This window comes from Arcobacter sp. ISO1 (assembly GCF_058105185.1).
This window is the reverse complement of sequence record NZ_CM176573.1, coordinates 1,446,322-1,459,218: the sequence shown is the minus strand read 5'-3', so window position 1 is coordinate 1,459,218 and position 12,897 is coordinate 1,446,322. Positions and strand designations below refer to the sequence as shown.

Below are 12,897 nucleotides of genomic sequence, written 5' to 3'. Positions count from 1 at the left end.
ACTTTTTATTCTATCTAACAAAATTAACTAAAGATAATTCATTCATCTTGTTTATTGTTGAATAAAGTGCAGTGTATGTTAACTCCAATGCTTTTGCTTCAACAGCTACCTTTGATAAATCAGCAGCTCCAACTTCTCGAGACAAGATATTATATTGACTAACTTTTGCAGAAACCCTTTCAAGTGAAATATCAAAGACTTGATTTCTACCACCAAGTTTTCCATGGGCAATATTCATGCCATCATAAGCTTCACCAATCTCATCTAAACCGGTTTTTAAGGCTGCTTTTGCAACATCATCTTCAACAGGGTTACCATCAGAATCAAGTTTTTTAAGAGCATTAATTATTGAATCCATAGTATCAAAAATATTTTCTTTTGCTTCAAACTTTGCCCCATCTTCATTTGGAACAGTAATAGTAAAACTATCAGGTGAACTACCAGATATAGTTAAAGTTTCACCACTTGCATCTCCATTTGGCTTATACTCTACTAATTGTGTTGTAGAAAAACCATTTATTGTATTTGAAGATGTAGTTGTTGCAGGTAAATTTATAGAATAAGGATCAGACTCTGTTCCTGTTCCTGAAATATTACCAGAAGCTATAGTATCACCGTCATCATTAACAAGTTCACCAGAACCGTTGATATTCCACACTGTACCATTATTGTCAATTACAGATTGTCCAGATGTAAAAGTTAATGCTCCACTTGTAACTTCACTAGAAGTTTCAATTTTCCACTCATCTCCATCTTGATCAACAATTCTTTGATTTTCTGTAAACTCTAATGTATCACCTTTATAAGCACTACTAGTTGAATAAAAAAAAGCTTCAAAACCATTTACACCTCTTTCTCTATATTCACCATCTTCAACTGCAACTTTTCTTAATAGTGCATCACCATTATATGTTACTTTTCCTGTAGACTCATCCATCGAAAAAGCTTGAACTGAAGAATCAGAACCAGCAAACAAATATTCACCTTCAACCTCTTCATTTGCTAACATATATAAGTTTTGTTTTACACCTTCTAAGTTTGTAGCTATTGCTAATCTTGCTGTATCATCTGTTGTTGCATTTAAAGCTTTAATAACTTCTGTTTTTGTATAAGCAACTAAATCTTTTGCATCTGCTAAGGTTGAATCACTTACATTATTTTGTGCACTTGTTTTTTCAATTTGAAACTTCAAGCCCTCATATGTTCTAATTTTATCATCAATGTATACTTCTCTTGTATAAACATTAGCATCATCACTACCGTACTGAAGTTTTTTTTCAGTACTCATCTGATAACTAATTCTTTGTTGTTCATTGTTAAGATTATCCAATCTATACATTGTCGTTTGTGTTGACCTTATCATTTGAATACCTCCTTAAACTTGTGTACTATCTCATTAAAATTATACTGTTCTTTCATACTTTGTGTCAAGAAATCTCTAACTTTATCTTTTCTAGCCAATGCATCGTCTAGTTCTGGGTCCATTCCTGCTTTGTATGCTCCAACCCTAACTAGAACTTCATTCTCTTTTATTAGTGATAATATCCTTTTTAGCTTTAAAAAGTCATTATAATGGTCATCATTAACAACTTTGTCCATTACCCTTGATGCGGACTTTAGAATATTAATGGGTGGGTAAAAACCTTGTTCAGTTAAATCTCTTGTTAATACAATATGTCCATCTAAAATAGATCTACTTTGATCCGCAATTGGATCATTCATATCATCACCATCAACTAAAACTGTAAAAAATGCTGTAATTGAACCCCTTGCATTATTTCCAGCACGCTCCATTAATTGAGGTAAAAGTGCAAAAACTGAAGGTGGATAACCACGACTTACTGGCGGTTCACCAGTACTTAGTCCAATCTCCCTTTGAGCCATAGCAAATCTTGTTACAGAATCCATCATTAAAAGTACATCATGCCCTTTATCCCTAAAAAATTCTGCAATGGCCATTGCTGTAAAAGCACCATATTTTCTCATCAAAGCTGATTCATCGGAGGTTGCAGCAACAATAATTGTATTTTCTAAATCATCATTTAAATTATAATGGATAAATTCAGGGATTTCACGACCCCTTTCACCAATAAGTGCTACAACCTTAATCTGTGCCTCACAACCTTTTACAATCATCCCCATTAAAGTTGATTTACCAACACCTGAACCTGCAAAAATTCCAACTTTTTGCCCCTTTCCTGATGTTAACATCGCATCAATTGGTTTAACTCCAGTTGAGAATCTTTTATCAATAATTCCCCTCTCAAGAGCAGGCATTGAGACTTTATTTATTGCTGAACTTTCTTCAAGATTTGTGATTTTACCTTTATCGTCAATTGGTTCACCTAAAGCATTTACTACACGTCCTAATAAACCATATCCACTTTTTACAGATAAACCCTCTTTTTGTAAATAAACCTTATCATGTATTCTAAAACCATCAATAAAAGAAAAAGGTACAATTGTAAAATCCGATGATTCAATTGAAGCTACCATTCCTAAAACTGTATAAAGATGTGATTGGGACTCGATTTTTACAATATCACCAACGGCAACTTCTATACCTGTTGCTTTTATTGTAGTTGTTGATATATGTTTAATCCTACCAAAGGGTATTGATAAATCTTTTGTTTCAATACTATTTAAAAGTGAATCAATATCTATCATTACATCTCATCACACATTTTTTTATAAAGACTATCTTGAGTATTTTCAATATCTTTACACTTATTGACATATTCATCTTTTTTAATGTTGTTACCAAACTCTTCATATAATTTTATAATAGAATAGTATGTTTGGGCAAGGTCATTTGGTTTTATCCTTCTTGCATTTTCAATAGATTTTAAAAGTAATTCTAAAGCTTTTTGGTTGTTATTATTAGTTTGTTCAATCTTTGCTAATTCTAACTCAACAAATGGAGAGTAAACATAAGCTTTTAAAACATTTTGTTTATTATAAAGCTTTGTTAATATCTCTTTTGCTTTTTCTTTCATATCTTTTTTTATAAGATATAAATAATAATTGTAATAAAAATCTATAATCATTGGATTATCTTTATTATCTTCAATAAAATTTTCATTCTTTGAAGCAAAATTAAAATACCTATCAAAGGCAACTGAATCATTTTTTTGCTTTAAAAGTAAAAATTTATATAAAAATTCTTTGCTTAGAACCTCTTTATTATCTACCATTTCAACTTTATTTGAATAATTTTCTGCTTCCTCAAAATCCCTTAATGAAATAGCCATTCTTTCTAAATATAAATATATATTTGCATCTCTTGTTGAATTAAAAGTATCTTTTATAAGTAAAAAAGATTTTTCAGATGGAGCATCAATCATACACTCAAAAAATTTATATTTTAACTCTTCATCTTTTATTAAAAGTTCTAAAGTTTCATTTCTTGATGTTTCTAAGGCATCCTTTAGTAGAAAACACTTACCTGTTCTTAAATAGTTTTTTATCATTGCAATATTAACTTCATCAAAAATTGCATTTACAGAATCATAACCAAACCTATTTGCTATTGTATTTGATATTTTTCTATACACTCTTTTTGATTTTAAAATAAGCTCATATTTCTTTTGGGCTTTAGCATTAAGTAACTCTTGTAGTAAAACTTTTTGTTGCATCGCTTCTGAGGATTGGTATTTAGTTGCTAAAACTGCAGGTTCAATTTTCCCTTCTCTCATGATAATTTCATCAAGGTACATTTTTGATTTTTCAAAATATATTCCATCGGGAAAATCATTTATAATATCTTTATACAAATCTTTTGCCTTTAAAAGATATTTATCTGTTCTATCATACATACTCATATAAGTATCTGCAAGTTTAAATTTAAAATCTTCAATTGAAGATGGTTTATTTGTTCTTTGTAAAAGCTCTTCTAGAATCTCTACTGCAAACTCAGGCATATCAACTTTTGTAAGTCTATTTACTTTTTCCAATGCAAGAAAGGAGTCATCTGCATAATAATCCATATTTTTTTGAAGAACTTTTGAGATTAACTCATAAGCTTTTTCTCTTTTACCATCTAAAATATACACATCAAATAATTCATCAGCAACAATTGTAGCAACTAAAACATCTGTTGTTTCAGTTAAAATCTTATATAAAATATTAATTGATTTCCCATAATCTCTTTGATGTTTATAGATTTTTGCTAAATAGATTTTTCCATAGGCTTTTGTAATTAGATTATCAAAATTATTTATAATAATATTTGCAAAGTATATTGCATCTCTTGATTTATTTGTGTTTAATTTTAATTCAATTAAAACCATATAAGCTCTTGCTAAATCTTCTTCATAAATCCTTGATTCATTAATTGCTTGTTCTAATTCTTTAGAGGCTTCTAATATTAATCTTTTTGTTTTCTTTTTTAATGCAAGTTCAGAATATACTAAAATAAGTGCTGAATCTAGTATTTTAATTGTATTTTGCCCTTTGAAGGCTTCAATTTGAGTGTAGGCTTCATCAATTTTACCCTCTTTTGCAAGTTGTCTTGCATGGCTAATAATTTCAAAGCCATCAGATATTGCTTGCTTCCTTCTCTGAGAAATTTGCTCCCCTGAAGAATCAATAAAACCATAATAAAAATCTTTTCGTGCAAATAATGTTGAAAATAACAAAATAAATATTATTAGTAACTTCAAACTTTACCTTCTTTTCTTATTCTTTAACTCATATACATATGAAAATATCTCAGCCATAGCTTTATAAAATTCATTTGGTATCTCTTGATCTACCTCTATTTGCGAGTAAATAGATCTTGCCAATGATGGATTTTCAATAATTGGAATATCATTTTCCCGTGCGATATCTTTTATTTTTAAGGCAATAAAATCTATCCCTTTTGCAACAACTTTTGGTGCACTATCAACTTGATTATCATATTTCAATGCAACAGCATAATGTGTAGGGTTTGTTATTACTACATCAGCATCAGGTACATCAGACATCATTCTTTTCATTGCCATTTGCATCTGAATTTTACGGATTCGACCTTTTACTTGAGGATCACCTTCCATATTTTTAAATTCATCTTTAATCTCTTGCTTACTCATTTTAAGGGACTTAAAATAGTAATACCTTGTGAAATAAAAATCTATTATAGCAAAAATAATTATAATTAAAAGTATTGCAGCAAGGAAATAACCTACCAATTCTACAATTGAATTAATAGTATTCATTAACTCTTTGTCCATCATTGATAAAAATGCTTTATATGTAAACATCAAAACAATAAACATCACTATCACAATAATAGTAAGTTTTAATGTTAATTTTAAAGCTTCTAATGCTTTTTTTAAACCAAAAATATTTTTTAATCCCTTTATTGGATCAAGTTTTTGTAAATCAAATTTTAAAGGTGTTACTAAAAAACCAAATTGTGCCCAATTTGTTATAAGAGCAAGTAAAATAACTAAAGTAAAAATAGGTAGTAATGCTTGTAAAACAGTAATAACAGTTGTATATCCTATTGAATAAAATACATTCCCTGTTAGATCTTCACCAATAAAATTGTATGTATATATCATCAATTTTCTAATTGCATTAACTGCTGATTCAGAAAAAAACAATAAATAAACTGAACCAAAAAATAAGATTGCTGCCCCAGTAACTTCCATTGATTTAGGAACATTTCCCTCTTTTTGGGCATCTTCAATTTTTTTGGATGTGGGTTCTTCGGTTTTCTCTTCTTCTTCGCCAGCCATTACTCAAACTTTGTTATAAGATAATTTGTGAAGCTATCTGTAAATACTTCCATTGCAAGTATTAAGAATACAAATATTAATGCAAATTTTAGCTGAAAAGTGATTACAAATGGTGAAAATGCTGGCATTGACTTTGTTCCATAGCCATAATATATATCCAAAATAAAACCAATAAAAAATAAAGGTAAGGCAAAGGCAAAAGCAAAGGCAAACATCCTTTTAATCTCATCAATTGCTATTTGAATACCATCATAAGAGAAAATATCAAATGAACCTAAATGGATAAAAGAAAAGCTTTTTGACAAAATTACAATGGTCATCTCATACATACCTGTTTCGAAAAAAAGCATCAGAGCAATCCAATATAAAAGTCTACTAATTAAACCCTCATTTGAACCAGTTGCTGGGTCAAACATACTTGCCATAGACAAAGCAGTTGAGTACCCAACAAAATCTCCAATAATTCTAACAGAAGCAAAAACAACATTTAAAAACATTGCAGCAATTAAACCTAATGTAATCTCAGTTACAATTGCTCCTAAAAATGCATTTTGGGTAAACACACCATTTAACTCAACTATTGGATATAAAAAAATGGTAATATAAAAGGCTATTCCAACTCTAATAGTAGCAGAAATTGATGTATGCCCAAAGATTGGCATAAAAGCACAAAAAGCTAAAATTCTTGCAAAAAGAAGTAAAAAAGAATAAAGAGTTTGCTCATTGAGCAGTGATATTAACTCTAACATCTACATATAATTTAAATCTTCAGCTGCATCCTTGTTTTGAATAACAGATTCAATTACTTCATCTGAAGAGTGGGTTTGTGGATTATTCTCATTATTTGAATTTTGCTCATTAGAGGATTGATTATTAGAACTTTCATTTTGCATATTAAAATCAAGACTCACTGTTGTTTGTGTATTATTAAAGTTTCTATTTAAAGCATCTCTTAACATAGATTGATTTTCAACGAAGGTATCGTGAGTAGAAGATTGAGATAAGTTCATACTAATTGATATAGCATTTTCTTTATCTGCTTTCATTAAAATTGCAATATGTCCTAATTGAGCAGGGAATAGATTTATTCTAAATGCAGTAACAGGAGGCTTATAGTTTTCATACATATTTCTTGCTACATCAGACATCATACTTGACATTTGTTGCTGTGCGCCAATAATTCTATTTTGAATATTCATTGCTAAATTTGGGTTCACATTTAAATTAACAGTTTGAGTATCACTTGTAGAACTGCTACTTGTGCTTGATGAAGAAGAATTAGTCACACTATTTGAAGCAATTTTTTGTGACTCTATATTTTCTGCTGCTTTTTTAAGTAGTTCTTCCACATTTAAATTTTTATTAAAAGCTAATTTATCCAATAAAGAGATTTTATCTAGGTTTGATTTATTGTTAGATTGAGGCTCTGCTTTTACTGAACTTTCATCAACTTCAACCGATGTATCTTCTAAATTCAAATTTAAAATATCTGCACCTTTTTTTACATCTTCAATAGAAGTTCCATCTTTTACAGTTTTTACACCTTCAGTTTTATTTGAAAGCATTTGATTATAAATTGAATTTTTTTGAGAACTTAAATATATATTTGTTGCAATGTCATTGTTGTTTTTATTTAAAGTTCCCTGTTCTGTAGAAATATTCTCTTGTAAATTTGGATTTTTACTAGATATTGTTTGAGCTTTTGCATTATCAAATAATCTATCCATCAATGATTTAGATTCTTGTTTTGGACTTTCAACTTTTATATTTTCATCTTTTTTTGAAGATTCATCTAATTTTGTAAGATCATCTTTTTTTAGATTTATTGTTTCATCTTTAGTATTCAAAGCTTGTTTATCTATATCTGAAAGCTTATTTTGCGTTGCCCCTGAACTTACTTGAGATGTTGACTGTGTACTTGTATTATTTTGCAGTGTTGCATTTTTATCTGTTGAAATATTTACTTCTTCAGAACTATTATTTGCTACTTTAGTATTAGCATTATTTAGTTCAGTTTTAATCTCTTCTTTATTTGGAACACTTAACTTAGAATCCTCTTTTGAAACTGTAGTTTCAATATTCTCTTTTTTGTTTAAAGTTACATCTTTTTCAAGCTTTTTAGTATCATTTACAACTTCATCTTCTAATTGTATATTTTGATTAGTACTAGGTTTACTTTCTGTTTCTACCTTGATTTTAGTATCTTTTTCTTGTACTTGAGATTCTTGTGTTTTAGAATTTGTTTTTTCAAGTTCATCAAAATTTATTTCTACTTGAGTTTGTGTAGAGCTTGTAGTTTTCGAATTGTTTTCTTCTACTTTTTTAGTATCACTTGCATCTATATCTTTTTTTGCTTCATTTACTAATTTATCTAATAATGAATTTGGGTTTTCTGCTTTTGTTTCAGTTGTTGGACTAGAAACACTATTCTGTTTTTCTACTTTTGTTTCACTTGTTTCATCAGAAGAAGGATTTTGCTTTTCTACTTTTGTCTCATCTTTATTTTCTAAAGTTTTTGAGTTTATTTCATCTTTTGCTTTTGAAACTAGCTTATCCAATAAAGAAGAATCAGACTTATTATCTTTAGGAGTTTTATTTTCTGTATCTTTATCTTTTTCTTCTGAAACCACATCTTTAGTACTTATTTTCTCATTTTCTTTTGAAGTTTCAATACTAGTATTATCTGATGTATTTAAATTTTTTTGTTCTTTTCCATTAACTTCTTGTTTAGTATTATTTAAATCTTTTTCAATAGTTTGACCTTTTGGGTCAACTTTTTCTGTACTATTTTCTTTTATTTCAACACTATTTTTATTATTTGATTTTGTTTTTTGATTTGCTTCTAAAACCATTCTATCTAACATAGAGTTCTTATTGTTAGTAGGTTCACTAACCTTAGATTCTAGATTTTTCTCTTTAGAGTCATTTGTACTAGAATTTTTAACTTCTTCTTTTGATTCATCATTTTCAGAAATTTTATTTTGTGGTACTTTATTTTCTTGAGTTTTATCTATATTCTCATTTTTTGTTTGTGCTTGTTTATTTTCAGTTTTGTTATTAGGCTCAGTAGTTGTTGTTTGCTTTGATAAATCAGCATTTTTCTTAGATTTTTCATCTGATAAGTTTGTATTTTTTGTTTGAACTTCCTCTTTTGAACTAGATAGTAAAGAATCAAAAAGAGATAATCCCTCTTTTTTTTCAGTTCCACTACTTTTAGTTCCAGAAGAAGCATTAGTATCAGTTTTTGATAATGATAAAAAATCTATTTCTTTTGTCATCTTTTATGCTTTTAAAATTTCTAAAGTCTTAGAATCAATATTCTTGTGAGTATTGAAAGTTGCGACATTAGCTTCATATGACCGCATAGCCTCAATTAAATCAACCATTTCAACAACTGGGTTGATATTTGGGTATGCAACATAACCATCTTCATTTGCATCGGGATGAGAAGGTTCGTATTTCATAACTGGTTGGGCATCATTTTCTACTATAGATTTTACACCTACACCTCTTAATTCAGCACTTGTAGTTTTATTATTTGTTTCTTGTAAGTTATTATTAAGATTTTTAGTATTGTTAACTAAAAGCTCTTCAAATACAACATTTTGTTTTTTATATGGTCCGCCAGCTTCTGTATGAGTAGTCTTTGCATTTGCAATATTTGCACTTACTACATTAATTCTTGTTCTTTGTGCACCCATCCCAGAGGAAGCAATATTATATCCATCAAATAAACCCATCTAAAGCCTCCAATTAAACTTGCATTTTACTGATTTCTTTATAGGCATTTATAGCTTTATTTTTTACTTCTAATGCTAATTTTAAAGATAATTCAGCTTCTTCTATTTTTTGAACAGCTTCTTGAAGATTTTTAACATTCCCAGTTGCTATGCCTTCCATAGCTTTATAACCTTCAACTTGACTAGTGTTAACCTCTTTCATGGCATCATTTAACATGCCAGAAAACGTTGCTCCATCATTTTTTTGAGTAGGATTTGCTTGGTTTTTTGCTAATGAACCTATTGAGTTTGCGATTGAAGAAATATTCATCTAAATCCTTAATTTGTTTTCTTACCAACATTTTGTGCATCTTGCACACCAAGTTCAGCCATCATTGCGTTTATTCTTTCTTCATTATATTTAAAGTTTAGTTCTTCTCTTTTACTATCTAAGTTAAAAAGTAAAATTATCAAAGAAAGCATCATATTTGAAACTCCCTTAAGGACAATTGTTACACCTATAATACCAAAAATCATCTCTAAAGGTGTGTATAAATCTGCATTTATCACAAAGAATATTAAAGTTGCAAAAAAACCAGTGGCGATGTAAAGTCTAAAAACACCACTATTAATTACGCTTTGTGAGAATTTTTCTACTATCATAGACTACCTATGTAAAATAAAAAAATGTTTGATGTTGATGCACACACAAATAAACCTTACTTTAAATCATTTAGTAATGTGTCAATCACCTTTTGTAGTTCTTTAGTTATTTGATCATTTTGAAACTCATGAACAAATAGTTTTCTTAATCTTGACGTCGTAGAAATATTAGCTGATGTTGAAACATTACCTATATATTTTACCATAAAATTTGCATTTAACAAATTTTTTCTAGCCAAATTAACTAAAGATTTAGAAATTGTTTCTCCAATTTGGTAACTTTTTGTATGATTAAAGCATAATAATAAACTTTTTTTATCAATTGAAAGTAGTTTCATCAATGCATATACGTCAGTTAAAGCAGATGGGTCAGTTGTAGTAAGGGCTAAAATATTATCTGAAACAGATAAAAACTCTTGAACATATTCGTTTAAACCTGCTCCGGTATCAATTAAAACAATATCATAATTATTATATTCTTTAATATCATAAACAATTCTACTTAAAACAAGAGAGTTGTTTAAATTAGCATACTGATATCCACTTTTCCCTGCAATTAAAGATAGATTTCTATAAGCTGTGTTTGAAACAACTTCACTAATTGAGTTTCTACCTTCTATGTAGTCAAATAGGGTTAATTTTGGCTTTAAATCGAATAAAACTTGTAAATTTGCTAATCCTATATCTGCATCAACTACAACAACTTTAAAACCTCTTTTGGCTAATAAATAAGCTATATTTGCTGTAAAAGTTGATTTACCAACGCCCCCTTTTCCAGAAGTAATAGTGATAACTTTTGTTTTACTAATATTATTTTTAGGTTTTGTTAAATTGATTAATTTAGTGGCCTGTGAAGAGATTGAATTAAACATGTACTATCTCCTAGCACAAGAGTTATTCATAAAACAATCAATTAAAAAAGATGAATCAGAAACAATTAAATCATCTGGCACATTTTGACCAATAGAAAAATATGTAATAGATTTTTTAGTTTTATGGGCAAATGAGATTAAGTTTCCAAAACTTCTAGTTTCATCAAGTTTAGTGAAAGTTAGAAAATCTATATTCAATCTTGAATAATTTGTATAAATATCAATCAAGTCACTATGTTTTACATTTGCAGGTAAAACTAAAACTTTTTCAATAGGTAACTCACTTACTCTATTTTGAAACTCATTTACAAGTTCGATTTTATCAACATCATATTGACTAGATCCAGCTGTATCTATAAAAATATAATTGCAATCTTTTAATCTTAATAAAGCCTCAACTAATTCTTCAGGTTTTTTTACAACCTCTAAAGGAAGTCTCATAATATTTGTATATGCTTGTAATTGTTCTATTGCACCAACCCTAAATGAATCTAAAGTTACAATTCCTACTTTATAATTTTGTCCCAATTTGTAAGCATATCGTGCAGCTAATTTTGCAATAGTTGTTGTTTTTCCAACCCCTGTTGGTCCAACCATCATTATTATTTTTCTTTGATGTTTTCGCAAGGGGATCTCTTGCTTAATTGGTATAATTCTTCTTAAAATCAATTTGAAGAAATCATTAACCTTTTTTGGATTTGATTTTAAAGCAACTGGTAATTGCTTTACTGTTTTTTTCATAATTGTATAAGTCATCTCTTGATCAAATTCATTTTGCTCAAAAAGATTATAAATATCAACAAATTCTGGAGGAATAGTTAAATCATACAATTGACTTTTAGGATCCCATAAACTTTTTTGAACCTGAACAATAGCATCTTGCATTTTAAGAATTTCTTCTTTAAAATCATAAACTTTTGCATTAAAACTTGTTTGTCCAGACTGCTTTGGTTTGACTGAAATCTCTTTTGTAGGAATAGTTGATTGTTTGTATTCATCTTCAATTGCAACAACAACTTCATACATATCTTTTGTACCATCATTTGCACTTGATATTTTTTTTGTTGAAACTACAATTGCATCCTCTCCGCACTCATCTTGAGCATGTTTTAGTGCAATAGTAGGTGTCTCACCTAAAAAAGAGAGCATATTCATTGTAGTCTTCCATCTTTATAAATTTTTTCAATTTTTCCATCAATTTTTTTTATTTTAATATATTCATCATTTTCATAAATAACTTCCCCAGGTCTTTCAACTTCAATAGCCCCAAAATTAAATAAAACTGATTTTTTTGTATACTCTTCAACATCTTTTGTACAAAGGATAGTTCCCTTCCTTAAATATCGTTTTGCTAATAATTTATTTGATTTAAAAGCAGATATTTTTAAAGGAATACAATATTTTTTTACACTTGATGCATTTGTAGGCATTAACATTGAAGCATCAATAATTTCATGATAATCAATATTTTTCGTAGTTTTAACTACTTCAATTGCATATAAGTTTATAGAAAAAAAAGTAATAAGTAAAAGGTTTTTAAGCCTTAACATTAAAAAAATTACCCCCATTATTATCTGTAATATCATCTACAATATCTTTATACATTTGTTGAATTGGTTGAACAATCATAGCTAGTTTTCTATTTAATTCATAAAGTTTTTTTAATTCAGCTTCTAAATTATCAACTTGATCTCTATAAACATTTACATCAACCCCATTTTGTAATTCATTAACAATCTCTTGATTTAAACGCTTTTTATATAATGTTATTTTTTCAATCATTGATTGTTTTTCATCATTTCGATTTAAAAGTTCGGCATGTTTTGCTTGTTTTATATCTTCTATATCTTGAAGTATAAAGTTTTGCATTTTATTTACAAGTTCAATCATCTCTTTTACAATAGTTTCAACCATAATTTA

13 protein-coding genes are annotated in these 12,897 nt (G+C 28.4%); all 13 read right to left on the bottom strand.

What is annotated here, in order from left to right; all coding sequences use genetic code 11:
• Positions 1-10: 10 nt before the first annotated feature.
• From flgL to AC2TY9_RS07155, 13 genes are read right to left on the bottom strand one after another with little or no spacing between them, the layout of a single operon-like run.
• Positions 11-1,363, bottom strand: a complete 1,353-nt coding sequence (flgL, locus tag AC2TY9_RS07215) for a flagellar hook-associated protein FlgL (RefSeq protein WP_489780270.1) — start codon at positions 1,361-1,363, stop codon at positions 11-13.
• Positions 1,360-2,667 (bottom strand): flagellar protein export ATPase FliI, encoded by a 1,308-nt coding sequence (gene fliI, locus AC2TY9_RS07210; protein ID WP_489780269.1) that lies wholly within the window; start codon positions 2,665-2,667, stop codon positions 1,360-1,362. Before fliI ends, flgL begins: the two co-directional genes overlap by 4 nt.
• Positions 2,667-4,661 carry a tetratricopeptide repeat protein gene (locus tag AC2TY9_RS07205; RefSeq protein WP_489780268.1) on the bottom strand — a complete coding sequence of 665 codons (1,995 nt, stop codon included), beginning with the start codon at positions 4,659-4,661 and terminating at the stop codon, positions 2,667-2,669. The genes fliI and AC2TY9_RS07205 overlap by 1 nt, the downstream gene beginning before the upstream one ends.
• Before the next feature lie 3 nt (positions 4,662-4,664).
• On the bottom strand, positions 4,665-5,723 hold the full coding sequence (gene flhB / locus AC2TY9_RS07200) for a flagellar biosynthesis protein FlhB (RefSeq protein WP_489780267.1): 1,059 nt from the start codon (positions 5,721-5,723) through the stop codon (positions 4,665-4,667).
• Positions 5,723-6,472 (bottom strand): flagellar biosynthetic protein FliR, encoded by a 750-nt coding sequence (locus AC2TY9_RS07195; RefSeq protein WP_489780266.1) that lies wholly within the window; start codon positions 6,470-6,472, stop codon positions 5,723-5,725. The genes flhB and AC2TY9_RS07195 overlap by 1 nt, the downstream gene beginning before the upstream one ends.
• The gene (locus AC2TY9_RS07190; RefSeq protein ID WP_489780265.1) at positions 6,473-9,001 is read right to left on the bottom strand and encodes a hypothetical protein; all 2,529 of its coding nucleotides are present in this window, start codon (positions 8,999-9,001) and stop codon (positions 6,473-6,475) included.
• 3 nt (positions 9,002-9,004) lie between these two features.
• Entirely contained in the window at positions 9,005-9,463 is a 459-nt protein-coding gene (flgC, locus tag AC2TY9_RS07185) for a flagellar basal body rod protein FlgC (protein WP_489780264.1), read from the bottom strand.
• A 13-nt stretch (positions 9,464-9,476) separates the two neighbouring features.
• Positions 9,477-9,773, bottom strand: a complete 297-nt coding sequence (gene fliE / locus AC2TY9_RS07180; RefSeq protein WP_489780263.1) for a flagellar hook-basal body complex protein FliE — start codon at positions 9,771-9,773, stop codon at positions 9,477-9,479.
• An 8-nt stretch (positions 9,774-9,781) separates the two neighbouring features.
• On the bottom strand, positions 9,782-10,105 hold the full coding sequence (locus AC2TY9_RS07175; RefSeq protein ID WP_489780262.1) for a hypothetical protein: 324 nt from the start codon (positions 10,103-10,105) through the stop codon (positions 9,782-9,784).
• A 56-nt stretch (positions 10,106-10,161) separates the two neighbouring features.
• Positions 10,162-10,977, bottom strand: coding sequence for an AAA family ATPase (locus AC2TY9_RS07170; RefSeq protein WP_489780261.1), 816 nt, complete (start codon positions 10,975-10,977; stop codon positions 10,162-10,164).
• A 3-nt stretch (positions 10,978-10,980) separates the two neighbouring features.
• A complete protein-coding gene (flhF, locus tag AC2TY9_RS07165) occupies positions 10,981-12,132 on the bottom strand; it encodes a flagellar biosynthesis GTPase FlhF (RefSeq protein ID WP_489780260.1) in 1,152 nt (383 codons plus the stop codon).
• Positions 12,129-12,527: a hypothetical protein gene (locus AC2TY9_RS07160; RefSeq protein WP_489780259.1), complete on the bottom strand. Its 399-nt coding sequence runs from the start codon at positions 12,525-12,527 to the stop codon at positions 12,129-12,131. The genes flhF and AC2TY9_RS07160 overlap by 4 nt, the downstream gene beginning before the upstream one ends.
• Complete coding sequence (locus tag AC2TY9_RS07155) at positions 12,514-12,891, bottom strand: hypothetical protein (protein WP_489780258.1); 378 nt, start codon at positions 12,889-12,891, stop codon at positions 12,514-12,516. Before AC2TY9_RS07155 ends, AC2TY9_RS07160 begins: the two co-directional genes overlap by 14 nt.
• Positions 12,892-12,897: the final 6 nt, after the last annotated feature.

What these genes read in the sequence shown, in the direction of transcription:
- flgL (WP_489780270.1), bottom strand. Translation starts at nt 1,363, where the DNA reads ATGATAAGGTCAACACAAACGACAATGTATAGATTGGATAATCTTAAC.
- fliI (WP_489780269.1), bottom strand. Translation starts at nt 2,667, where the DNA reads ATGATAGATATTGATTCACTTTTAAATAGTATTGAAACAAAAGATTTA.
- flhB (WP_489780267.1), bottom strand. Translation starts at nt 5,723, where the DNA reads ATGGCTGGCGAAGAAGAAGAGAAAACCGAAGAACCCACATCCAAAAAA.
- AC2TY9_RS07195 (WP_489780266.1), bottom strand. Translation starts at nt 6,472, where the DNA reads ATGTTAGAGTTAATATCACTGCTCAATGAGCAAACTCTTTATTCTTTT.
- AC2TY9_RS07190 (WP_489780265.1), bottom strand. Translation starts at nt 9,001, where the DNA reads ATGACAAAAGAAATAGATTTTTTATCATTATCAAAAACTGATACTAAT.
- flgC (WP_489780264.1), bottom strand. Translation starts at nt 9,463, where the DNA reads ATGGGTTTATTTGATGGATATAATATTGCTTCCTCTGGGATGGGTGCA.
- fliE (WP_489780263.1), bottom strand. Translation starts at nt 9,773, where the DNA reads ATGAATATTTCTTCAATCGCAAACTCAATAGGTTCATTAGCAAAAAAC.
- AC2TY9_RS07175 (WP_489780262.1), bottom strand. Translation starts at nt 10,105, where the DNA reads ATGATAGTAGAAAAATTCTCACAAAGCGTAATTAATAGTGGTGTTTTT.
- AC2TY9_RS07170 (WP_489780261.1), bottom strand. Translation starts at nt 10,977, where the DNA reads ATGTTTAATTCAATCTCTTCACAGGCCACTAAATTAATCAATTTAACA.
- flhF (WP_489780260.1), bottom strand. Translation starts at nt 12,132, where the DNA reads ATGAATATGCTCTCTTTTTTAGGTGAGACACCTACTATTGCACTAAAA.
- AC2TY9_RS07160 (WP_489780259.1), bottom strand. Translation starts at nt 12,527, where the DNA reads ATGTTAAGGCTTAAAAACCTTTTACTTATTACTTTTTTTTCTATAAAC.
- AC2TY9_RS07155 (WP_489780258.1), bottom strand. Translation starts at nt 12,891, where the DNA reads ATGGTTGAAACTATTGTAAAAGAGATGATTGAACTTGTAAATAAAATG.